Source organism: Helicobacter ganmani, assembly GCF_003364315.1.
Lineage (GTDB): Bacteria > Campylobacterota > Campylobacteria > Campylobacterales > Helicobacteraceae > Helicobacter_D > Helicobacter_D ganmani.
In genome coordinates this window covers 1-24,087 of sequence record NZ_NXLS01000010.1, presented here as the reverse complement: position 1 = coordinate 24,087, position 24,087 = coordinate 1, and the positions used below count along the sequence as shown (strand labels likewise).

Below are 24,087 nucleotides of genomic sequence, written 5' to 3'. Positions count from 1 at the left end.
GATTAAATTTGTGTTCTAATAAGTTCTTTATAGGCACTAATGGCTTTATTGCGCACCTCTAGCATTAATTTCATACTATTTTCGGCTTTTCCGATTGCAATAGCGGCTTGGTGGATGTCTTTGATTTGCCCTGTCGCCATATCTGCCATTACTTGCTCATTTGTTTTTTGGTAGGCATTGACTTCATCTACCGCTTCTTTTAGCATATTACCAAAGCTCTTAGAAGGAGGATTTAAATCGTGGTTTGGTGCAAGATTTGGAACATCTTGGAGTTTAGAGTTTAATTTTTCTAAATCCACTCCGTATTTGTTAATTTCCATTTATAATCCTTTATGCTTGGAACATTGAAATTGCTGTGGTTGCCATATTTTTAGCACTTTGGAACACAGCAACATTTGCTTGATAAGCTTTAGTTGCCTCAATCAAGTCTGCCATTTCCACGACTGCATTAATGTTGGGATATGCAACATAACCTTCAGAGTTTGCATCTGGGTGATTAGGTTCATATTTCATTTTTGGCTGTGTGTCATCACGGACAATTTTATCAACATAAACACTCATTAGCGTAGGTTTTGGCTTCCTTTGCTCATCAAATTCGTCCATTTCATCTAATGGATCTTCATATTTTAGCAAATTATTGCTGTTTTCATACTTTTGATTCAAAACTTTATCAAAATCAAAAGCTTTTAATATAAGATCTCTTCGTCTATAAGGTCCTCCCTCATCGGTGCGCGTGGTATTTGCATTGGCAATGTTGCTGGAAATTAAATTTACTCTTTGTCGCTGTGCTGATAACCCATAACCGCTAATATCAAAACTAGATAAAAACATTTAAATCCCCTTATATATTTCTTGAAGATTCTATTGCATAGGTGAAGATTCCACCTTGTTTGCGCAATGCACCAATAATTGCTTGATACATAATATCATTTTTGCCCATTTCACTTGTTTCAATATCCAAATCCACACTATTGCCATCATTGCGAGAAAGATGTCCATCACGATAAAACATTGTGGGACGCTTTAGGCTCATATCCTCAATAGGAAGCAAATGATTTTTGTTTGTAATGGCTACATCAAGTTCTAATTTGCGGTTGCGATTAAAAATCTCGTCTGCTTTTTGTGCCATCATTTGTTCAAAATTCACATCTTTTGGGCGATACATTGGAGTAGAGACATTGGCAATATTGCTAGCAATCATATCCCTGCGCACAGCTCTATGGTCAAGAGCTTCTTGCGCAAGCGCACGCGCTGGGCTATAACTGAAAATACTCATAGCAAATCCTTGAATATTGAATTTGTTAAAGAGTAAGCAAGTTTTGTTCCAAAATAATGATGAGTGATTCTATATGTTAATGTTATTTACTAGGAATCATTGCCAAGCAAACTTAAACTTACCCGGCAATGAGGAATTGCGAAAATGTGGAATCCGCACAATGAAAATTTGGCGACAAGGAATTCCAACGACTTGTTTATTCTTTTAAACTTTTCATATCAATCACATAGCGGAATTTTGCCTTGCCACTCGTGAGATTCTCATACGCCTCATTGATTTGCTCCACAGAAATAACCTCTGTCTCGGGATAGATTCTATGTTTTAAAGAAAAATCAAGCATTTCTTGTGTCTCTTTCATTCCGCCAATGAGTGAGCCATAGACTTTTTTACCCGCAGCAAATACAAGTCTCGTTAAATCAATACCAAGCTTCTCATCTGCAGGTGGTAAGCCTACAATAGCCATTTCTCCGCCAAATTTCAACAACTCTGCATAGGCATTCACATCATACGCGGTTGGAATCGTAGAAATGATAAAATCAAATCGTTCGCTCACACCCTTTGTATCAGTATAAAGTGCCTTTGCACCAAGCTCTAATGCCTCTTTTTCTTTATTTTTATTACGCGCAAACACGCTCACTTCCGCACCCATTTTGATTGCGTATTTGAGTGCCATTACACCAAGCCCACCAAATCCAGCCACAGCGACTTTATCGCCCGCCTTGACATTGCTAAATTTAATCGGCGAATAGGTGGTGATTCCCGCGCAAAGCAAGGGAGCAACTTTTTCTAACGGCGCATCTTGTGGGACATTGACTGCAAATTTTTCGCTCACTACAATATTATTTGAATATCCGCCATAAGTTGGCTCGTTATCGTGGAAGCAATCGTGGCAATCATAAGTAAAGACGCATTTACCATTTTCGCAAAACTGCTCTTGGCTTCTTTTGCACGCCTCACACTCACCGCAAGAATTAACCATACAACCTACCCCTGCGTAATCGCCAACTTTAAATTTGCTTACCTTGCTTCCTACTGCCACGACTTTACCCGCAATCTCGTGTCCGGGCACCATTGGAAAAATTCCCTTATGCCATTCCTCACGCGCACTATGAATATCGCTGTGGCAGATTCCAGCATATAGAATCTCAATCAAAATGTCAGTTTCTCCCAAAGCGTGGCGCGAAAAACTAAAGGGCTTAAAAGTATCACTTTTATGTGCGACTGCGTAGCCTTTGGCAGTGATTCTCTGTCCTGTGCTTGCTTGTGTCAAATTTTCTTTTAATAGCATTATTCTCTCCTTGTATTTCAAAGTTAAGTTGTAGATGAAATTCTAAAACTTAATATGGAATTATAAGATATGAGACTTAGTGTCTGTCAAGAGTTGGTAAGGATTTTATGAAATTTTACTTCGCCTTTGCGGGGAATAAATACAATTAAGTAAAGCACACACAGAGAATCGCCATAAGGATAAAAATCGTCGCACGCACAGGAAGCCGCAAGAGCAAGAAAAGAATCACAGAGAAAATCGCAAGTGCATAAGTAGAATCTTTGCGATTCTGTAGGTTTTTTACAAATGTGCAATACAGGATTCTATGCGCAAAAATCCCTCGTCTATTTCTTCTCGTGTAATCGTAAGGCTTGGCAAGAATCGCGCGGTGTTTTTACCGCTTTTAAGCACCAAAACTCCTGCTTCAAAAGTAGCATTTAAGAATTTTGTCAAGGTTTCCAAATCTCTTACCCTAAGTCCGCGCATAAGCCCTAAGCCCACTTCTTGCGTAAAAATTTCTGCATAATGTTTTTGCAAATCTTGGAGTTTTTGTGTAAAGTATGTAATCGTTTTGTCTAGCTCCCCACTTTGCTTGTGTTCAAATAGAATCTCTAACACCTCCAATGCCGCACTTGTAGATAAAAAATTTCCACCAAAAGTGCTTCCGTGGTCGCTTGGTGCAAAAATATCTTTAAGGCTTGTCATTACTGCGCCAATAGGCACACCGCCTGCTAATCCTTTGGCAGTCGTAATCACATCAGGCGTGATTCCATAGACTTGTGAAGCAAAGAGTTCGCCGCTGCGATAAATGCCTGTTTGCACCTCATCTACCATTAAGAGCACATTTTTTTCTTTGAGAATCTTGGCGAGTTTTTGCACTTCTGCCTTGTCAAAAGGCGTGATTCCACCTTCGCCTTGCACGAGTTCTAAAAGTACGGCACAAGTTACATTGCTGATTTTATTTGGAACATCGTTTAAGTCTTTAGCATACACAAATCCATCGGGAAAAGGTCCAAAATATTGGTGCATTTTGTTTTGCGCGGTTGCTTTTAAGGTGCTAATCGTGCGTCCGTGGAAAGAGGAATCTAAAGTGATGATTTGATACCTTTTCAATTCTCCATTTTCTTCACCAAATTTTCTCGCAATCTTCAGCGCACCCTCATTTGCTTCTGCACCAGAGTTTGCGAAAAATACGCGCATATCATAGCCACTAAGCTCAACAATCTTTTTGGCAAGACGCGCTTGTGGCTCAATCAAGTAAAGATTGGAAGTGTGGATTAGGTTTTTTGCTTGTTTGTAGATTGCTTTTGTCAAACGCGCATTGCCGTGTCCTACGCTGCACACCGCGATTCCAGAACCAAAGTCAATGTATTCTTTACCTTTTGAATCATAAAGTCTTGCCCCACTTCCTTTTACAAAATGCACATCATTGCGTGCATAAGTATGCAAGACAAAGTCTAAATCCATTTGTTTTAAATCTTGTTGTCCCATTGTTAGCCTTAAATTTTGGAAATTTTGAGAATTTTAAAATAATAAAACTTAAAAAGTTTGCAAAGCAATCTACAATTCTTATTCTTTAGTGCAATGAATTGTAAATCTTTTAAGAAATAAGTAAAATAAACACAAGTTAATTCTTAAAACGCGTTATAATTCCATCGACTTTAAGTCGTAGCAAAATGCAAGAAGGAATCCTAATGGCAAAAACAAAGGAAATAGAATTTGCTTTTTCAATCTTGAGTGAATTATTAGATGAGGTTGCGCCAAATATTAAACCTACTTTTATCGCACTAAAAGACAATCCAAGCTTTTTATTTAAAGCAGAATCCAATCTGCTACAAGAGCTTAGTTCGCAGGAGATTTCTAATCTCATCAAAGCCTTTACACTTTATCACTTGCTTTTAAACATTATTGATGAACGTTATCAGTTGAGCTTGCGACAAAGTAGAGGGCAAATCCTTGTCGCTATTGAGGAATTAAGAGCGCAAAAATACGATGCGGAGGACATTAAGGAGGTTTTTAAAAAGATTCAGTTTTATCCTGTTTTTACCGCACACCCCACAGAATCTCTGCGCAGAACATTTTTAGAAAGCTACCACGAAATGTATGATGATTTGCGTGCGTGGTTTGAGTTTGGGCAGATGGGTGCAAAGGAGCATTTGAAATATCGCCTCAATCTGCTTTGGCATAGTCATATCGTGCGTAGTGAGAAAATAGAAGTCTTATTTGAGCTAGACAATCTACTTTATTTTATGGAAAGCTCTATTTTGCAAAGTGGTGCGCGTGTTTTGCAAGAAATACAAGACGCACTAAAAATACTTGGAGAGAATGCGAAAGATTCTATGCTTAAAAAATCTCCCCTTTTGCTTGGAAGTTGGATTGGCGGGGATAGAGATGGGAATCCTTATGTAACGAATCGTGTGATGATTGAAGTGATGAAGCGTCAGCACCAAACAATAATTCATCAATACTTAAAATGGATAGATAGGCTAAGAAGAGAGCTTTCTATTGCGTGCGAATATGTTAATCCTAGTAATACATTATTAGAAAGTTTAGAGCAAGAAAAAGAGCATTTAGACGAGACAACAAAAAAGCTTTTTTCACAAGAGCCATTTCGTGCAAAACTTGTTTGTATGCACCAAAAGCTCCAAAACAGAATCCTTATGCTCAACCTCCCTCAAAGTGCTTTGAAGCAAAATAAACTCTATATTTATGAAAATTCCAAAGAGTTTATCAAAGACATTGAAATGATGATGGAATCGCTAGATGAGCGTAGCAGCACTTATTTGAAAGAGTTAAGAAATCTTGTCTTGCTTGCGGGATTCCATTTAATGCGACTAGATTTTCGCCAGCATCGTGAGGTGTTTTGGCTTGCTCTTGCAGAGATTTTCGCGACTTTGGGTTATGTGCAAGGTGATTTGTTGCTTTTGCCAACAAGTGAGCAGACAAAGGTTTTAAACGCAGCTCTTAGCGCGCCTTTGGTAGATTTGAATCAATTTTATGGAAAATTTAGCGAGCAAACACAAGAAACTTTGCTTAGTTTTATAAATTTTAAATGGGCAAAAGATAGAATCAGTGATAACATTATTGATTCTTGTATTGTTTCAATGTGTCAAAGCGCAAATGATTTGCTTTGTGTGCTGTGGTTTGCCAAACAAAGCGGATTGTGGTGCAAGGGCAAAAAGACGCGTATTTCCATTTCGCCTTTGTTTGAAACAATTGGGGATTTGGAATCTGCGCCTAAGATTTTGCGCGAACTTTGTGCAAACCCACATTATGCTGAGTATTTGCAATCCCGCAAGAATCGTCAGGAAATTATGATTGGTTATTCGGATTCTAGTAAAGATGGCGGAATCTTTGCAAGCAATTATTCCTTGCGCAAGGCGATTGGGAATCTCATCGTGCTAGAGAAAGAATTAGATGTGAAGTTTAGGCTTTTTCACGGGCGTGGAGGAAGTGTAAGTCGTGGAGGAGGTGCGCTAGAGGACGCCTTGCTCTCTTCGCTACCTAGTAGTGTGGCGGGATTCTTGAAAACAACCGAGCAGGGCGAGGTGATTAGCTACAAATATCTTAATCCCAAAAAGGCAGAATCTAGCTTTTCAAGCGCATTGGCAACTTTGCTGAAAAAATCAGTTTATGATAGATTTGGGACAAATTGTAATGTGAGTGATTCAGAATTTGATACTATAATGCAAACCATTAGCACGGAATCTTATAAGGCTTACAGAAAGCTTGTGTATGAGACAGAGGGGTTTATTGAGTATTTCAAATCTGCGACACCGATTGATTTTATCGCGCAGTTGAATATTGGCTCACGTCCTTCTAAGCGCAAAGAGACGCAAAATGTGGAGGATTTGCGTGCAATTCCTTGGGTTTTTGCTTGGACACAGAATCGCGCAATTATCCCCGCGTGGTATGGTTTGGGAAGCGGATTGGAAGAAGCGTTTAAAAAGTATGGACAAAAGGAAATCTTTAGGAGCTGTTATAGGGAAAATTTGTTTTTTAAAACTACAATTGACAATATTTCTCAAGCTTTTTTGAAAGTGGATTTGGAGATTGCAAAGCATTATAATGATTTCGTAGAAGATGTGGAATTGCGCAAAAAAATCTGGCAAATGATAGAGAGTGAATATCATCGCACGTTGGATTGGCTACTGTATGTCCGCAAAGAGGAATCTCTGCTTGCGAGCGAGAAGTTGATTCAAGAATCTATTTTATTGCGCAAGCCTTTTTTGACAAGCCTTAGTTTTTTTCAGTTGCATTTGATGAAAGTTTATAAAAATGCACATTATGATGAACAAAGGGAGCGGATTGCTAGACAGATTGTAACGACGATTGTCGGGATTGCACAAGGTGTGAGAAATACAGGGTGAAAGGATGGCGAGTAATCTAATGCAAAATACAATCTGCCAAAGCTGCGGTATGCCTATCACTTCAAAGGAGCAAATGGGCTTAGAAAAGGACGGAAGCGCGAGTGTTGATTATTGCAAGTATTGTTATGAAAGAGGTGAATTTATCCATAAAGTCTCAATGCAAGAGTATATAGAAATGTGTTCGCTATATGGCGCACAAGCGGGAATGAGCAATGAGCAATTCAAAGCACACTGCACTAAATTATTCCCCACACTAAAAAGGTGGCAAACATCTTAAATCAAGCTCTTCTATGGCTTGCAAAGCTTGTTGATGAAAGGGGGTTAAATGATTATTTATCCCATAATACGCCCAAGCACCTTTACGATTTACATATAAAAAGCCTGAATCTTTTAATATTTTCAAATGCCTTGATAAGCGTGATTGCTTCATATCTAACATATTTTGCAAATCACATACGCAAGTCTCACCATTTGCAGATAAAAAATTCAAAATTAATATTCTCGTCTCATCATTGAGCGCACCCACAATGTTTAAAAAACTATCAACCTTATTCATCTTATGCCTCACTATAAAAAATAAATAATCATACCAAATCCTATGGCAATACATAAAACCAACCCAACAAACAATGCTAAAAAATTTAACTTAAATATGCTTTTTAATAATATGAGTTCAGGCAGAGAGCAACCAGCGCCAGCGATTAAAAAACTCATTATTACACCCTCATTGACGCCAACTCCAAGTAATGCGACACCAATAGGTATAATTGCCTCCACCCTAACATAAAGCAAAATGCCAATAAATGCAGCAAAAATCACATTTAAAATCCCAAACCCACCAAGATAATTTTGTAAAAAATCCTGTGGCATAAAACCATGTATAAAAGCTCCTATACCCATACCTATGGCAATATATGGAATAAGTTTTTTATAGTCTTTTAAACTTTGAAAAAATAAATTTTTTATAGAATCTTTATTTTTAGATTTTGTGCAACAAGACATATTCTTATTCATTTGAGTATCACAACAAGAGCTAGATTTTTGCAGGACAGAAATAGAAAAAGATGTGAAATCAATAGGTTTCTTAGCTTTAAAGTGGTCATTATGATTCGTGCTTTTAAAATTTTCTTGTAGAAATTTTTGAGTATCAAGTTTTTGTATCATAGTGGATAAAATAAAAATAGCAACAAACAAAAAAGCTAGATAAATCAATGTGATTTTCAGTCCAAAAGCCATAAACAACATTCCCACAATTATAGGATTAACAAGCGGAGAGGTAAGCAAATAGGCGATACATACACCAAAAACTACATTTGTTTTAAGCAATGCACGAAGTAAGGGAATAGTAGAACAAGAACAAAATGGTGTAAGAGAGCCCAAAAGAATAGCTTTTATATAACTAAGATAAGAATCTTTGCCTAAATGCTTTTCAAAGCTGCTCTTGTATCTATTGTTTAAAAAAGCAATCAAAACAGATACGACAACAAAAAAGAGTGATAACTCAACGAAATAAATGGCAAAAAATTTGAAAAATTCTAGTAATTGACTTTCCATAAAAAATACTACCTTATTATAATATTGATATATGTTGATATTATAATATATAAATCTTAATAAACACTGAACAGATTATTATTAAGTATTTCTAGTGCGAAATGGGGTAAGAAACTTCAAAGCAGCTTGCACCTTTAAATCATCAAATTATTATAGTAAAATGCAAAGCAAAATTTAAGCCTTTAAAAAGGAGAATCCACAATGCGCACGCAAAAAGAAATTTTCGCCCTTATTTTAGATTTTGTCAAACGCACAGATTCTATCCGCGCGGTTACATTAGAGGGTTCAAGGGCAAATCCCAACATCAAGCAAGATAAATTTTGCGATTATGATATTTCTTTTTTCTTAAACGCTAAAAACTTAGAATCCTTTAAAAATGATGAGGAATGGCTTAAAATCTTTGGCAATATTTTAATGCTCCAAAAGCCTGAAGCTATGGAGCTTTACCCGCCTGATTTAAGGGAGGGTTGGTTTAGCTTTTTAGTGCTTTTTGATGATGGGGTGCGCATAGATTTGAGCCTTATTCCCCTTGCGGACATAGAATGGTATAAGGACAATGAGCGGCTAATGCGCGTTTTGCTTGATAAAGATAATCAATTTATGCCTATCAATGAGCCAAGCGATAGTGCGTTTTTTATCAAGCCTCTAACCAAACAGAGCTTTTTGGACTGTTGCAATGAATTTTATTGGCGCTATGTTTGCATACACAAGGACATTTTAAGAGGCGAAGTGCTCCTTGCAAACGCACATTTAGCGATGATGAGAGAGGGGCTTTTGATTTTGCTTTCTTGGCGTGTGGCATTAAGACAAAATAATTTTGCTTTTTCTCTAGGCAAGGAATATAAGTTTTTACCCCATTTTTTAGAGCCTAAAGAGCGCAAAAGTCTCTATAAATGCTATAAACTAGGGGATTTAAAACAAGCGCGAAAAACGCTTAAAACAATGGAGAAATTCTTTGCCAAAAATGCGCGGGAGCTTATAAAAGTGCATTTTAAAGATTTGCACACTCTGCCTTATGCAAAAGAAGCAAAGCAATATGTGACGATTCTAAAAACATAAAATAGTATAAATCAAACTTAGAATCTTATAATGCCTTGAGATTTGTTCAAAGGACACCTATGCCACGCCCTACCAACAAAAGCGATTTGCTTGCCTTAAGTCAGAAAAATTATGAATCTCTGCTTGCGTTGATAGAGCAAATCCCGCTTGAACAACAAAGCACACCCTTTGAATATAATGAGCGCGACAAGACTTTGCGCGATGTGCTGGTGCATTTGTATGAATGGCAGATACTTTTGCTTCGCTTTGTGCGCACAAACCTTGAGAGGACGAGTGATTTTGTGCCTTTTCTCCCTGCGCCTTATAATTTCAAAACCTATCCCGCGATGAATAGGGAGATTTGGCAAAAGCACCAAAGCACGCCATTAGAGAACGCAAAGGCAATGTTAGAAAAAAGCCACATAGAATGTATGGAGCTGATAGAGAGCCTCCCGCCACAGGAGCTTTTTATCAAAAAGTATTATAAATGGTGCGGCAACACAAGCCTTGGGAGCTATTGTGTGAGTGCGACTTCAAGCCATTATGATTGGGCAAGTAAATGTATAAAAAAGCGTGTGAGGAGCTTAAAAAAGGCTTAGTTTTTCTTATAAGCCGTAATGATTGTATAGCTTGTGGAATGGATTGTTAGCTTACAATGAGGCAAATGCACATAAAGGTTTTTGCCTCTTTTTTCCAAAGTAGCGTCCTTACTTAGAATCTGCTTTTTGCACCAAGAGAGAATATCATCGCTTTTAAGTTCTAAATTCCTCTTTATCCGCGCTACTCCTCTTTGCGTGGTGTGAAGTTTATCAATATTTTCAACCAAAGATTTCATCTCATACCTCCAATAACTGCCTTGCAAATTATAACCTATTGATAATAATCAAAGATTTTGTGCTTATTCTTCATTCAATATTCTATTCATTGCCTTGCAATTTTGTTTTTTTTGATAAAATATGGGTTTGGAAATAATCATTAAAAGGAGAGGGAATGAAAGCAGAAGCTGTAGAATTTTTGACATTCTTAAATGTTCAAAAAACACAATTTATTATTCCTCCATATCAGAGAACTTATAGTTGGGACAAAGAACATTGTGAGAAATTATGGCAAGATATTGAAAAAATTAGCACAAATGAGAAAATAAAGGCTCATTTTATAGGCTCTATTGTGTATATCAAAGATGATATTTATCATCAAAGCTCAATTAATAAACTTTTAGTCATAGATGGGCAGCAGAGATTAACTACTTTAACACTGCTTTTAGAGGCTTTAAGAGAAATTACAAATGATGAGATTGGAGGATTTTCACAAGCTGAAATTAGAGATTATTATCTCATTAATCAATATGGTAAAAATGAAGAAAAATACAAGCTTATCCTCACACAAAACGATAAAGACACGCTTATTTCATTGATAGATAAAGATAAAGCACAACCTGCACAAATTTCAAATAAAATCAAAGATAATTTTGAATTTTTCAAAAAGAAATTGGAACAAAACAAAGAGAAACTAGAAACTATTTGCAAAGGCATTAACAAGCTTTTAATTATTGATGTATCGCTAGAGCGAGGCAAAGACGACCCACAGCTAATTTTTGAAAGTATGAATTCCACAGGCAAAGATTTATCGCAAGCAGACTTAATACGCAACTATGTTTTAATGGATTTACCCCCAGAGAAACAAAATGGATTTTATGAAAAATATTGGCGCATTATGGAGATTGAATTTGGGGAAAATTTTAATAAAGACAAACAAGAAAAACAAAGTTTTGATTATTTTGTAAGGCATTATCTTACCATAAAAAATGAGGGCAAAATTCCAAACTTAGATAAGATTTACGAATCTTTCAAGGAATATAAGCAAAATAAAAATATCAATACGCAGGATTTATTGGTTGATTTGCAAAGATATGCACATTTTTATTGTGCTATGGCTTTTAAAAAAGAGGGGGATAAAGAACTTTTTGCAATATTTGAAAACCTTAAAGCATTAGATTGTGAAGTAGCGTATCCATTTTTGCTTGAGCTTTATAGAGATTATAAGGAAAATGTTTTAAGCAAGAATGATTTTTTAGAAATCTTAAAACTAATAGAAAGCTATATATTAAGAAGGGCAGTTTGTGGAATCCCTACGAATGCCTTGAATAAAGTTTTTGCATCTTTTATGAAAAATATCACAAAAGAACGATACCTTGAGGGCGTTAAGGCATATTTTAATCTCCAAAAAGGCAATGCAGTTTTTCCGAATGATAAAAGTTTTAATGAAGCACTTAGCGAAAAAGACATCTATCACAACAAAAAGAAAATCTATTTACTTGACAAACTAGAAAATTTTGATAGAAAAGAAAAAACAAGCATTAATGAATACACCATTGAACACATTATGCCACAAAATATTGATAATAGCATAGAGTGGCAAAACGAATTAGGTGAAAATTGGCGAGAAATCCACGAAAAATATTTGCATACTTTAGGTAACCTCACATTTACAGGCTATAACTCCGAATATTCTAATAAGTCTTTTAGAGAAAAACAAAGTATGAAAGGTGGTTTTAAAGAAAGTCCTTTAAGATTGAATAATGGCTTAAAAAATATAGAGTCTTGGAATGAAACAAGCATTAAGCAAAGAGTGAAAGAATTGGCTAAAGATGCTTTAAAAATTTGGGCATATCCCAAAATTGATAAAGAAAATTTAGAAAATTATAAACCCAAAAAAGAACAACATACTTTTACTTTGGACAATCATAAGCATTTGCAAAGCGGTAAGAGTAAAGAATTATTTGAGATTTTAAGAAAAGAAATTTTGGCACTTGATGAAAATGTAGAAGAAGAAATTTTAAAACAATACATTGCTTATAAGTTTGATACTAATTTTGTGGATATTATCCCACAGCAAAATCGCTTAAAGTTAAGCATTAATATCTACCTTGATGAATTAAATGACCCCAAAGAATTAGCAAGAGATGTTACAAATATAGGAATTTGGGGTAATGGAAAAGTGGAAGTCATTTTAGATGGTATGGAAAAATTGCCTTATTGTTTAGGATTGATTAGACAAGCGTTAGAAAAGCAACAAAATGATTAAATAAGGACTCCAATGCGCTACTTCATCGGCATAGCATCAAAAAATCATATTCAAATAGGACAAGCAGGGGGATTTTGCCAACTCTGCCACGGCAAAGCCGCACCCAGAATGGAAAGCTTACGCAAGCAAACTGCGTTTTGGGCATTTTGAAGTCTCCAAAGAGTTTTTTAACTTCCTCGCAGAGTATATGACACAGGATTCTTAATGCAAAATACAATCTGCCAAAGTTGCGGTTGCTATTACAAAAGCAAAAATGATTAATCCTTAAGGAGAGTTGAGCCTTTTTATTGGAGAGTGCATTCTATTTAAGGTAAAATTGTGCCAAAAAAATTGGTAAAATATTACCAAAAAATCCCACAACAAAGAGACTCTTATGACGCACCAAACCTTAGCGCAAACACTTTTTAAATCCGCCGATAAACTCCGCAAAAACATTGACGCCGCCGAGTATAAGCATATCGTTTTGGGCTTAGTTTTCTTAAAATACATCTCCGATAGCTTTCAAGCTACTTTTGAAAGAGTGCAAAATGAGGGCGGAGATACGGAGGATAAAGACGAATACCTTGCCTACAATGCGTTTTTCGTGCCGACAAAGGCGCGGTGGGGCTACATTATGGAAAACGCCAAACAAAGCAATATCGGCAGCCTTTTAGATAATGCAATGCAAACCATAGAGCAAGAAAACCCAAGCCTTAAAGGCGTTTTACCTAAAGTCTATGCCAAAGAAAATCTAGATTCTATTTGTTTAGGTGGGTTGATTGACTTGCTCTCTAATCTCTCTTTGCAAGGAGATTCCACCCAAAGTAGCGATATTTTAGGGCATATTTTTGAATATTTCTTAGGTGAGTTTGCGCTAAGTGAGGGCAAAAAGGGCGGGCAGTTTTACACACCAAAAAGCGTTGTAGAGCTTCTTATTGCAATGCTAGAGCCTTACAAAGGACGCGTATTTGACCCCTGTTGTGGCAGTGGGGGAATGTTTGTGCAAAGCGAACTTTTCGTGCAAAGCCATCAAGGCAGCATTGATGATATTTCTATTTATGGACAAGAGAGCAACCAAACGACTTGGCGACTAGCGAAGATGAATCTTGCCATAAGACAAATTGACTCCTCACAAGTTAAATGGAATAGCGAGGGTAGCTTCTTAAATGACGCGCATAAGGACTTAAAAGCGGATTTTGTCATCGCCAACCCGCCTTTTAACGATTCGGATTATAGTGGCGAACTCTTAAAGCTTGATGGACGTTGGAAGTTTGGCACTCCCCCTACTACAAACGCAAACTATGCGTGGATTCAACACTTCCTCTATCATCTTGCCCCTAAAGGCGTGGCAGGATTTGTCCTTGCCAAAGGCAGCCTCACAAGCAACACAGCGACAGAGGGCGAGATACGCAAAAACTTGATAGAATCTAATCTCATTGATTGTATTGTCAATCTCCCCGCTAAGCTTTTCTTAAACACGCAAATCCCCGCTTGTCTGTGGTTTATGCGCCGCTCCAAGACAAATAAAGAAATCCTTTTTATAGACGCAAGAAATTGTGGCGAGTTGATTAATCGCAAAAATCGTATTCTAACAAGCGATGAAATACAAAAAATCAGCCAAACCTACCATAATTGGAGAGCGGCAAAAGACTACGAAGACATCAAGGGCTTTTGCAAATCCGCTTCCCTACAAGAAGTCGCCGCACTCGGCTACACTTTGACACCGGGTAGATTTGTAGGCTTAGAAGAAAGTGAGGAAGATTTTGACTTTGAGACAGAATTTACACACTTAAAAGAGAAGTTGCAATCTCAAATGCAAGAGGAAGAGGCGTTAAATAAAAGGATTCTAGCCAACCTTGCGTTGATAGAAAAATGAAAGAGTAGAAGATTATAGAGTGATAAGAATCGCAAAAAGCATAAAAATACAAAATTCAGAGTAACCTCTCATCAGCTAAGCCAACAAGCACCCACGATTCATCGCGGTAAGCTCTCTGAATTGCAAGGATTATAGTATAATTATTTTGAAAGAATGCTATAATCACAAAGGGATTCCATAATGCCAACTTTATTGACGCTTAGGGGATTTAAATTTTTCTTTTATGCTAATGAGCACGAGCCGAAGCATATCCATATTTTAAAAGATGAGTGCTTTGCAAAGGTAGATTTAGAGACTTTGAGTGTTTTAAAAAACACTTTCAAGCCAAAAGATTTAAAATTTGTCTTAGAAGTTATCAAAGAGCACAAATTAGAATTTATAAGGAGCTGGAATGACTACTTTAAAGGGTAAAAAAGTCTGTGTGCAAGGAGAATATTTGAGTGTAGAGCTTGAAGATGGGCGCATTATCCTCACACCGCTTAAATGGTATGCACCACTGCAAAAAGCAAACCTTGAGGAGCTTAATGCCTATGAATTTATTTGTGATAAAACAGGCATAGAATGGGCGAGTTTGGACTATCATTTGAGCATAGAATCTATGCTTCAATTTCATATAAAAAGTGCTTAAGATTGCGTAATTTCAAAAATCAGATGCCACTTTGAACCTCCTTTTATCATTCTGAAATCTCAACGAACAAAGAATCTTATGTAAAAGTTTCATCGCAATCTGCTATAATGCCTAGAAGATAAATAAAGGAAGCAAAGGAAAAATAATGAATATCACCTTATCCAAAGAAGCACAAAACTTGCTTCATCTCGCACAAGAGAATACGAAACAGCCAATAGAAGCGATTATCACAAAGGCATTGGCAAATTATTTAGAGGATTTGGAGGATTATAAAAGTGCGCAAGAAGTAGAGAAGCGACTACTTAGTGGCACTCTTTTATTGGCATTGAGGATTTAGCAAAAAAGGAAAAACTTAATGCAAGTGAAATAAAATAAAGATTATAAAATTTGCTATAATTAAAAAACTTCAAGCCAAAGGATACACAATGACACTTATCATTGAAAATGTCAAAGAAGAGTTTTTGCCAGCTTTTAAGGGGTTGGCTAAGGGAATTAAGGCAAAGATAAGAACACAAAAATCAAGAGCAGAAGCTATTGCCCAAATGGAAAAAGAGAGTGAGGAAATGGATAAACTCTACAAACAAGGCAAATTAAAAACCTATTCAAATGCTAAAAAAATGCACAAAGATATTTTGAATGAAATATAAAATCGCTTATTCAAAACAATATAAAAACGCAGTAAAAAAACTTAACAAAGAGGATTAAGCCTTGTTGAAAATCTCTTAAACCGCCTTGCAAATGATGAAACTTTAGAGCCAAAATACAAAGACCACAAATTAAAAGGCAGTTTAAAAGGCTTAAGGGAATGTCATATTAAACCAAATTTAGTTTTGATATATGACAAAATAGAAGATTTACTCATTCTAAAGGCAATTAATGTTGGCTCTCATAGTGAAGTGTTTTAAGTCAATCTCTCAAAGTATAAGCAAAGCATAGAATCTCACAAAGGCAAACAATGAATAAAAACATTCCAACCAAAAATGCAACAATGGGCGCAACAACTCACAACCACAAAGAACACACGACTGCAACCGCGCCATTTCATTCTGCTTTCTTTGAATCCCTCCATAAAGAGCAATGGCAAAGGGTGAAGTTGGGGGAAGCACCACTTCAAATTATAGATGGTGATAGAGGTAAAAATTACCCCAAACAAAATGAACTTTTTGATAATGGTTATTGCCTATTCTTAAGCACAAAAAATGTTCTTAATGCAAAATTTGATTTTACAGAATGTCAATTTATAAATAAAGAAAAAGATGAAATCCTTAGGAAAGGAAAATTGCAAATTGATGATATTGTTTTAACAACAAGAGGAACAATCGGTAATATAGCACTTTATAGAGAAAATATTGACTATAAAAATATACGCATAAATTCGGGTATGGTTATACTACGACCTGATATTATGGAAGTAAATTCTACTTTTTTGTTGTATGCAATGCTGAATAGTAAAAAATACATTGATAATTTTGTATCTGGTTCGGCACAACCTCAATTACCCATTAAAGATTTATCTAACCTCACAATCCCTTTACCGCCACTTGAGACACAGCATAAAATCGCGGAGATTCTAAGTAGTTTGGACGATAAGATAGATTTGCTCCATCGCCAAAACAAAACTTTAGAATCCTTAAGCCTCACTCTCTTCCGCCATACCTTTATAGACAATCCTAAACGCAACGCGTGGGAGGAAGTAACTTTAAATGATATTTGCCTAAAAATAGCTTCAGGAGGAACGCCATCTACAAGAATAAAGGAATATTATTCTGGCAAAATTAATTGGTATTCTACAAAGGAGCTTGACGATAATTTTCTATTTGATAGTATTCAAACAATTACAGAAGATGGACTTGAAAATTCATCGGCAAAACTTTTTCCTAAGGATACTATTATCATAGCAATATATGCAGCACCCACCGTTGGGAGACTTGGAATTTTAACTCAAGATTCTGCGTTTAATCAAGCGGCTTGTGGATTAATAATAGATGAGACAAAGTGTAGCAAAGAATTTGTTTTTTGCTTTTTAAAAAATGAAAGAGAGAATTTAAATTTATTGGCTTCGGGTTCAGCGCAACAAAATCTTAATGTAGAGAAAATAAAAAGATATACTTTGCTTTTACCCGATAAAGCAACATTTCATAATTTTCAGATTCAAGCTAAAGGATTTTTTGATAAAATCTACAATAATTCTAAGCAGATTCAAAATCTAGAATCTCTGCGTGATATAATGCTACCGAAACTCTTAAGCGGTGAAATGGAGGTGTGAAAATGATTCAGGTGTGTATCAACAAGAATGACAAAAATCAAAAAAATCGTGGGGATTTGCTTGAAAAAATAGCAAAGGAGTTTTTAGAAAGACTTGATTATAGTGTTGAAACAGAAGTTAGAAAAACAGGAATGGAGCTTGATTTGTTGTGCAAAGCAAATGCAAATTTATCAAAACAAATCTATGTAGAATGTAAGGCTTACCAAGAGAACAATAGAATCCAAGCTGATGTAATTAAAAACATTGTCGGAATTAGAGATATAGAAAACTATAATGAGGTTTGGTTAATTGCTCTATCAGAACTCGGAAAAGATGCTAAAGGGTTAAAAGAAAAAATACAAGCCGATGAAAACAAATCTAAACATTATATTTTTTATACTCCAAAAGAATTTTTGAGCGCACTCCAAAAAAATGGATTGATTTGTAATCCCGATATACCAAAAGAAAAAATTAGAGAAAGAATAAAATCAGTGAATCCAATAGGCAACCATTACCTATTAATTACTGAATATGGATATTTTTGGGCTTTTGAGCATAAACAAGGAGGCAAACCCAAAAATATTTTTGTTGCTTATGCAAATAATGGAGAGTTAGTTGAGGAAAAAGATTTGTTAGAAAATCTACAAAATCTTGATTCTAGTTTTTCTAATCTCAATTTTAATTTTATTTTGGAAAGCACTAATGCCTATAATTCAAGCAGTGTTATAACTGATTTTAAATTAGGTAGTAATTATTTTAAAAGCATTAATGATATAGGAATCAAGCTAACGCACCCAAACAAAAACGAACTTACATTAAGTGATATTTTTTGCTATCAGGATTTGCAGAATTTACAAGATATTAATGATGATAAAGTTTCTGTTATAAGTTCAGAAAGAATTTTAACACTTGGAGATTATAAAAAGTGTATCATATTTGGCGAGGAAGTATCAGGTAAAACTGCTTTGCTTAGAATGTATCAAATAAAGTTTAATGAAAATGGTTTAATTCCAATTTGTATCAACGCTAAAGATATTAAAACAGGCGAATATGATAAATTTGAAAATTTATTAATTAAATATTTTAAAAATCAGTATGGGGAATATAATGAACTCAATACTCTAATTAAAAATAAAAAAGATTCTATTGTTTTACTTATTGATGATTTAGAGGATTTAGGTATTAAAAAAAGAGAATACAAGCCTCCTTTCTTTAAAATGTTATCTAATCATTTTGAAAATATTTTAATATTCTCCGATGATTCAGTAGAAATGGAAATTTTGACAAAAAGAGAAATAAAAGATGAGTTGGATAATTTTAAACTTTATAAAATTAAAGAATATGGCTATAAACTAAGAGATACTATAATAGAAAAATGGCTTAACATTGGAGTAAAAGAAACCATAAGCGATAATGAATTATTTGACAAAAAAGATAAAATTACCAAAGTAATAGATACTCTAATAGGGACAAAATTTATACCTACTTACCCTCTTTATATTGTTGTTTTGTTACAACAAATTGAATCTGGCACAAGTCATAATTTAAGCGGAAGTGCTTATGCAGAATTTTATAATTACCTTATTAATGAGGCAATGGGTGGGGCAGGTATTAAGCCTGAAGAATTAGATTTTTATCATACATATTTATCGTTTATAGCTTACGAATTTTTTATTAGAGGGGTAAGAGAAATTGATAAGTTTGAGCTTGAAAATATCCACGAAAAATACTGCAAAGAATACCATAAAAGAAATTTTCAAGAAGTGTATGAGAAGTTAATTAAAGCTAGGTTGATTAAGAATATTTGCGAAGTGTATTCATTTGGGCAAAATTATATTTATTATTTTTATGTAGCCAAATATTTGTCAGATAATTCAGAAAAGCGAAGTAAAACTGAAGAAATACAAAATCAGATTAATATGATTATTGAGAGACTATATAGGATTGAATTTGCCAATATTATTATCTTTTTTATTCATCATTCTAAAGCTAGAGCAGAATCTATTATAGAGCAAATACTTAATAAGGCTAAAAATCTTTTTCAAGGAATTTCAGCAATCAACTTTTCAACAAAAGAGCTAGAAAATATTAATAAACTTATTGATAAAGATTTAGAGATAGCCATTAAAGAAGATACTAAACCAGAAGAATATAGAAAAAAAGAGTTAGAATATAAAGATGAAATTGATAATAAAATACCAAGCATAAAAGACAATCAAGAAATAGTGCGATACGATGAAGAAGTTATTGATTTAGATATTTTTGGCAAAACGAATCTATCAATGAAATTAATGGAAATAATAGGTCAAATTGCAAAAAATTATTACGGTTCTCTCCCAAAAAATGAAAAAATGACGCTTCTAAATGAGGTAATTAATTTAGGTTTGAGTAACCTAAATTTTTTTATTCAACAAATTAATGAATATCAAGATTCTTTAATAAAAGAAATAGATGAATTAAATAAAAAAACAGATAATGGTCAAAATTATACAAGAGAACAAAACGCTAAGCGAATAATCTTTAATTTTGTTGTTATGATGTGCTTTGGATTTACAAAGAAAATTTCTACTAGCATTTCATCAGAATATTTATTTGATGAAATAAATAACTTAGATGATAATAATGCTAATTCAATTATTAAGAATGCTGTCAAATTAGAGTTTTCTAATGGTTTGCATAAGGACAAACTTATTAAGAAATATGAAGAGTTTGATAAAGATAATAATTCTGTTGCGAAAGAATTATTGAGAATTTTTGTTCTTGAACACTTATATAAATTTGATGTAAAATACAACTTAAAACAATCGGTATGCCAAAATTTAAAAATTAGTTTATCAAGACAAAATCAAATACTAATTGCAAAATCAAAGGATAAAAAATAAGTTAAGATTTTGCAATTAAGGACATAATATGCAAACTGATACCCTCAACGAAGCGACCATAGAATCCTTGCTCCTGCAACATTTAGAAAACGCAGGATATGACTACAAAAGCGGCAAGGAATTAGAGCGCAAAAGCGAGGAGTGGATACTTGAGGGCACATTTAAAGAGGCGGTGCGGAGGATTAACTTTGCGGATTCCAAACCTTGCAATCTTAACCTAAGTTATAAAATCCAAGAGCAGCTTATAAGCGAGGCATTGGCTAGACTTAAAGCCCTTGAAAATGAGGAGCTTTTAGAAGCAAATGCGAAATGCCACGCTTATCTTACGCAGGGTATCCCGCTTGAAGTGCTACTTGATGGTGAAATGCGAGGCATTCTCTTGCAAGTGCTAGATTTTGAAAACCCGCAAAACAATCACTTTTTGTGCGCTAATCAACTCTATTTTGAATCTAAAATGCCCAAACGCCCTGATGTTGTGCTCTTTATCAATGGCTTACCCTTAGTGGTGTGTGAGCTTAAAAATCCCCTAAATCCAAATGCTACCTTGCAAAACGCCTATCATCAGATTCAAACTTACAAGGCGCAGATTCCTATGCTTTTTATCTCCAATGCGCTATGTATGGTAAGTGATGGGCTAAATAGCAAGGTGGGGAGCTTGAGTGCGGACTTCACACGCTTTATGGTGTGGAAAGACGAGGATAAAACCGATACGCAAATGCCCCAAATACCTGATGTATTAAAGCCTCACAATCTTTTGGAATTTACGCGCTTTTTTATCCTCTTTGAAAAAGAGACTTTTTATGATAAAGCAGGCTTATCCACGACACAAATCAACAAAAAAATCGCTGCTTATCATCAATACTATGCGGTGCAAAAGGCAATAGAATCTGCTAGAAGCGCAATGAATGGAGACAAAAGAGGCGGGGTGCTCTGGCACACGCAAGGGAGTGGCAAAAGTCTCACAATGGTGTTTTTTAGTGCAAAGGCGATTATAAGCTTTGCCAACCCCACGCTTTTACTCATCACCGATAGAAACGACCTTGACGAGCAGCTTTTTGGCACTTTTGCTAGAGCAAAGGAGCTTTTACGCACAGAGCCGATACTCGCAACGAGCACACAGGACTTAAAAGCAAAGCTTAAAAGGGCAAGTGGAGGCATTGTCTTTAGCACGATTCAAAAATTTAGAAGCGAAAAAGAAAGCTTTGAATGCTTAAGTAAAAGAGAAAATATCCTCGTGCTATGTGATGAAGCCCACAGAAGCCAATATGGCTTTGAAGCGCGACTTGATGAGGAGGCGCAACTCCGCTATGGCTATGCAAAATATTTGCGAGACGCGCTACCAAATGCCACTTATCTAGGCTTTAGCGGCACGCCGATAGAAAAGGCAGACGCGGACACAAGGCGCGTTTTTGGAGAATACATTGATATTTATGATATTGCAAGAGCGGTAGAGGATAAGGCGACTTTGCCAATTTATTATGAAAGCAGGTTAGCTAAAATTGCTTTAAGCGCAGAGGGACAAGAGATTTTAAGCGCGCTAGATTCTAAACTAAGCAAAAGTGAGGAGCAAGAGAAAATCAACGCCAAAGCCACAAGATTATGCGAGATTGTCGGGGCAAAGGATAGACTACAAACTATCGCAAAGGATATTTTAGAGCATTTTACACAGCGACAGAAGATTTTGCAAGGCAAGGCGATGATTGTTTGTATGAGCCGAGAAATCGCAGTGTCTTTATATGAGCAAATCGTGCATTTAAATCCCTCGTGGCATAATGAGGATTCCACAAAGGGTAAAATCAAAGTGATTATCACCGCAAAGAGCGATGATGGAGAAAAAATAAGCAAACACCACACGAGCAAGGCGCAAAGAAGCGAAATCGCTAAAAGGCTTAAAAGCATTGATGATGAGCTACAAATGGTTATTGTGTGCGATATGTGGCTCACAGGCTTTGATGTGCCACCCCTACATACGCTTTATATGGATAAATTCCTAAGCGGACATAACCTTATGCAAGCCATAGCGAGGGTAAATCTCGTGTATAAAGACAAACCGGCGGGGCTAGTGGTGGATTATTTAGGAATTGCCAATGAACTAAAAAATGCACTAGAATTTTACACTCAAAGCGGAGGCAAGGGCGCGTTTATACAAGAAAAGACAAAAATTATAGAAAAAATGCAAGAAAACTATGAAATCACCGCGCAAATGCTACAAGGAATCAACTATTTGCAGTATTTTACGCTTAACACACAAGAAAAGCTTGCGTTTATCGCCCAAGTTTTAGAATGTATCCTAGCCCAAGAAAATGGCAAAAAGCGATTTTTGGATAATACAACAAGGCTTTTAAAATCCTATGCAATGGCTCTGCCTTGCGAGGAAGCGGAGAAAATCGCAAAAGATGTGGCGTTTTTTGACCTCATCAAAAGGACTTTGCAAAAATACGAAAGAGAGGAGGAGCAAAAATCTCTTGTGCCACAAAGCGCAATTAGGCAAATTATTAATGACGCGATTGTGAGTGAGGGGGTAGTGAAACTTTTAGATAGCGCAGGGATTGCAAAGCCAAACCTCTCTATCCTTTCAGAGGAATTTTTAAGCGAGCTTGCCTCCCATAAACACAAAAACCTTGCCTTGCAGACTTTGCAAAAGCTTTTAAATGATGAACTAAGTGCGCGTCTTAGCTCTGCACTTTCTGCAAAAAGCTTGATAGAGCGACTGCAAAAGACAATGCAAAAATATCAAAACAACCTCCTTAGTGTAGCAGAAGCCATAGAGGAGCTGATTGCCCTAAGCAAAGAACTCGTTGCGAGTGATATGCAGAGGCAGGAAATGGGATTAAAAGACTATGAGTATGCCTTTTATGAAGCGATTGCCAAAAATGAAAGTGCAAAAGAAGTGATGAGTAAAAATGAGCTAAAAGAACTTGCCATAGCGATTTTTCAAACTCTCAAGCAAAATGTTAGCTTAGATTGGCAGCATAAAGAAAGTGTGCGAGCAAAGCTGCGTGTAGCAGTCAAAAGAGTGCTGCAAAAATATGGCTATCCACCGGATATGCAAAAACTCGCAACAGATAGAATCATAGCTCAAGCCGAACTTGTGGCAGGTAATCTTGTGTGAAGTAAGGAGAATAAAATGTATAAAATGGGGACAAAGAAAAAAGTAGGCTTTGCATTATTGGCAATAATGGTCTTTAATTTATCTAGTAGTTACGCAGATTCTCAACACAAATATTTTCCAAAGACTAGAGAGGAATTAAAGGCTTTTGTCCAAGATGAAAGTATTAATCTAGGAGAAATTGATACTTCTGCCATTACTGATATGGCAAAACTTTTTGAAGGAAGCACAAGGCAAGATTTCAGCGGGATAGAATCATGGGATACTTGTAAGGTAAAATATTATGGAATATATGTTCGCTAAGGCAAAGAGATTTAATCAAAATATAAATGCTTGGGACGTATCCAAAGTAAAAGATATGCATAGTATGTTTGCTGTAGCAGAATCTTTCAATCAACCTTTGGATAAGTGGAATACAAGCAGCGTGAAATATATGAAAGAGATGTTTTATGGGGCAAAATCATTCAATCAGTCTTTGGATAGTTGGAACGTCAAGAACGTTTTGGATATGCGTGATATATTTGGAAGTTCTCCATTGCAAAACAATCCGCCAAAATGGTATAAAGAATAGATTCTAAAGTAAAAAGAAGGATTCTTAATGCAAAATACAATCTGCCAAAGCTGCGGTATGCCCCTTACTTCCAAAGAACAAATGGGCTTAGAAAAGGACGGAAGCGCGAGTGTTGATTATTGCAAGTATTGTTATGAAAGAGGTGAATTTATCCATAAAGTCTCAATGCAAGAGTATATAGAAATGTGTTCGCTATATGGCGCACAAG

Annotated in this window: 25 protein-coding genes and 1 pseudogene; 18 read left to right on the top strand and 8 right to left on the bottom strand. The window is 35.7% G+C overall.

Features of this window, described 5'->3' with window-relative positions; translation table 11 throughout:
- Positions 1-2: 2 nt before the first annotated feature.
- From fliE to CQA43_RS08305, 5 genes are all read right to left on the bottom strand, one after another.
- Entirely contained in the window at positions 3-320 is a 318-nt protein-coding gene (gene fliE / locus CQA43_RS08325) for a flagellar hook-basal body complex protein FliE (protein ID WP_115552135.1), read from the bottom strand.
- 10 nt (positions 321-330) lie between these two features.
- On the bottom strand, positions 331-831 hold the full coding sequence (gene flgC, locus CQA43_RS08320) for a flagellar basal body rod protein FlgC (RefSeq protein ID WP_115552134.1): 501 nt from the start codon (positions 829-831) through the stop codon (positions 331-333).
- A 10-nt stretch (positions 832-841) separates the two neighbouring features.
- Entirely contained in the window at positions 842-1,276 is a 435-nt protein-coding gene (gene flgB, locus CQA43_RS08315; protein ID WP_115552133.1) for a flagellar basal body rod protein FlgB, read from the bottom strand.
- A 196-nt stretch (positions 1,277-1,472) separates the two neighbouring features.
- Positions 1,473-2,564 carry an NAD(P)-dependent alcohol dehydrogenase gene (locus tag CQA43_RS08310; protein ID WP_115552132.1) on the bottom strand — a complete coding sequence of 364 codons (1,092 nt, stop codon included), beginning with the start codon at positions 2,562-2,564 and terminating at the stop codon, positions 1,473-1,475.
- A 279-nt stretch (positions 2,565-2,843) separates the two neighbouring features.
- Entirely contained in the window at positions 2,844-4,034 is a 1,191-nt protein-coding gene (locus tag CQA43_RS08305) for an aspartate aminotransferase family protein (protein WP_115552131.1), read from the bottom strand.
- Between the two features lie 203 nt (positions 4,035-4,237).
- On the opposite strand from CQA43_RS08305, the gene CQA43_RS08300 reads away from it, so the two are divergent.
- Entirely contained in the window at positions 4,238-6,913 is a 2,676-nt protein-coding gene (locus CQA43_RS08300; protein ID WP_181881669.1) for a phosphoenolpyruvate carboxylase, read from the top strand.
- Positions 6,914-6,917: 4 nt separating this feature from the next.
- Positions 6,918-7,190, top strand: a complete 273-nt coding sequence (locus CQA43_RS08295) for a zinc ribbon domain-containing protein (RefSeq protein WP_220271603.1) — start codon at positions 6,918-6,920, stop codon at positions 7,188-7,190.
- Here CQA43_RS08295 and CQA43_RS08290 read toward each other — a convergent pair.
- Positions 7,167-7,469: an ArsR/SmtB family transcription factor gene (locus CQA43_RS08290; protein ID WP_115552130.1), complete on the bottom strand. Its 303-nt coding sequence runs from the start codon at positions 7,467-7,469 to the stop codon at positions 7,167-7,169. The genes CQA43_RS08295 and CQA43_RS08290 overlap by 24 nt on opposite strands.
- A gap of 11 nt (positions 7,470-7,480) precedes the next feature.
- Positions 7,481-8,467, bottom strand: coding sequence for a permease (locus tag CQA43_RS08285; protein WP_115552129.1), 987 nt, complete (start codon positions 8,465-8,467; stop codon positions 7,481-7,483).
- 201 nt (positions 8,468-8,668) lie between these two features.
- Between CQA43_RS08285 and CQA43_RS08280 the strand changes: the two genes are divergently transcribed.
- Together CQA43_RS08280 and CQA43_RS08275 are read left to right on the top strand one after the other, a co-directional pair.
- On the top strand, positions 8,669-9,526 hold the full coding sequence (locus tag CQA43_RS08280) for an aminoglycoside 6-adenylyltransferase (RefSeq protein WP_115552128.1): 858 nt from the start codon (positions 8,669-8,671) through the stop codon (positions 9,524-9,526).
- Positions 9,527-9,585: 59 nt separating this feature from the next.
- Positions 9,586-10,104: a ClbS/DfsB family four-helix bundle protein gene (locus CQA43_RS08275; protein WP_115552127.1), complete on the top strand. Its 519-nt coding sequence runs from the start codon at positions 9,586-9,588 to the stop codon at positions 10,102-10,104.
- Here CQA43_RS08275 and CQA43_RS08270 read toward each other — a convergent pair.
- Positions 10,101-10,340: a DUF3781 domain-containing protein gene (locus CQA43_RS08270; protein WP_115552126.1), complete on the bottom strand. Its 240-nt coding sequence runs from the start codon at positions 10,338-10,340 to the stop codon at positions 10,101-10,103. The two genes, CQA43_RS08275 and CQA43_RS08270, sit on opposite strands and share 4 nt — an antisense overlap.
- Positions 10,341-10,495: 155 nt before the next feature.
- On the opposite strand from CQA43_RS08270, the gene CQA43_RS08265 reads away from it, so the two are divergent.
- The 14 genes and pseudogenes from CQA43_RS08265 to CQA43_RS08200 form a co-directional block, all read left to right on the top strand.
- Positions 10,496-12,589 carry a DUF262 and DUF1524 domain-containing protein gene (locus tag CQA43_RS08265; protein ID WP_115552125.1) on the top strand — a complete coding sequence of 698 codons (2,094 nt, stop codon included), beginning with the start codon at positions 10,496-10,498 and terminating at the stop codon, positions 12,587-12,589.
- A gap of 12 nt (positions 12,590-12,601) precedes the next feature.
- Positions 12,602-12,739 (top strand): EVE domain-containing protein, encoded by a 138-nt coding sequence (locus CQA43_RS08260; RefSeq protein WP_245944288.1) that lies wholly within the window; start codon positions 12,602-12,604, stop codon positions 12,737-12,739.
- A 223-nt stretch (positions 12,740-12,962) separates the two neighbouring features.
- Positions 12,963-14,444 carry a type I restriction-modification system subunit M gene (locus CQA43_RS08255; RefSeq protein WP_115552124.1) on the top strand — a complete coding sequence of 494 codons (1,482 nt, stop codon included), beginning with the start codon at positions 12,963-12,965 and terminating at the stop codon, positions 14,442-14,444.
- 180 nt (positions 14,445-14,624) lie between these two features.
- Entirely contained in the window at positions 14,625-14,855 is a 231-nt protein-coding gene (locus CQA43_RS08250) for a DUF4160 domain-containing protein (protein WP_115552123.1), read from the top strand.
- The gene (locus CQA43_RS08245; protein ID WP_115552122.1) at positions 14,836-15,072 is read left to right on the top strand and encodes a DUF2442 domain-containing protein; all 237 of its coding nucleotides are present in this window, start codon (positions 14,836-14,838) and stop codon (positions 15,070-15,072) included. Before CQA43_RS08250 ends, CQA43_RS08245 begins: the two co-directional genes overlap by 20 nt.
- A 145-nt stretch (positions 15,073-15,217) precedes the next feature.
- On the top strand, positions 15,218-15,409 hold the full coding sequence (locus CQA43_RS08240; protein WP_115552121.1) for a hypothetical protein: 192 nt from the start codon (positions 15,218-15,220) through the stop codon (positions 15,407-15,409).
- 88 nt (positions 15,410-15,497) lie between these two features.
- Positions 15,498-15,719, top strand: coding sequence for a hypothetical protein (locus CQA43_RS08235; protein WP_034327661.1), 222 nt, complete (start codon positions 15,498-15,500; stop codon positions 15,717-15,719).
- A pseudogene (locus tag CQA43_RS08230) lies at positions 15,709-15,977 on the top strand (type II toxin-antitoxin system RelE/ParE family toxin). The gene CQA43_RS08235 and the pseudogene CQA43_RS08230 overlap by 11 nt, the downstream one beginning before the upstream one ends.
- A gap of 50 nt (positions 15,978-16,027) precedes the next feature.
- Entirely contained in the window at positions 16,028-17,338 is a 1,311-nt protein-coding gene (locus CQA43_RS08225; protein WP_115552120.1) for a restriction endonuclease subunit S, read from the top strand.
- Positions 17,339-17,340: 2 nt separating this feature from the next.
- A complete protein-coding gene (locus CQA43_RS08220; RefSeq protein WP_115552119.1) occupies positions 17,341-20,199 on the top strand; it encodes an STAND family AAA ATPase in 2,859 nt (952 codons plus the stop codon).
- Positions 20,200-20,227: 28 nt separating this feature from the next.
- Entirely contained in the window at positions 20,228-23,311 is a 3,084-nt protein-coding gene (locus CQA43_RS08215; protein ID WP_115552118.1) for a type I restriction endonuclease subunit R, read from the top strand.
- Positions 23,312-23,326: 15 nt separating this feature from the next.
- Entirely contained in the window at positions 23,327-23,611 is a 285-nt protein-coding gene (locus tag CQA43_RS09795; protein WP_115552117.1) for a BspA family leucine-rich repeat surface protein, read from the top strand.
- A complete protein-coding gene (locus CQA43_RS09790) occupies positions 23,592-23,879 on the top strand; it encodes a BspA family leucine-rich repeat surface protein (RefSeq protein WP_115552116.1) in 288 nt (95 codons plus the stop codon). The genes CQA43_RS09795 and CQA43_RS09790 overlap by 20 nt, the downstream gene beginning before the upstream one ends.
- 27 nt (positions 23,880-23,906) lie before the next feature.
- The coding region (locus CQA43_RS08200) for a zinc ribbon domain-containing protein (RefSeq protein WP_181881668.1) at positions 23,907-24,087 on the top strand (181 nt) is incomplete at its 3' end.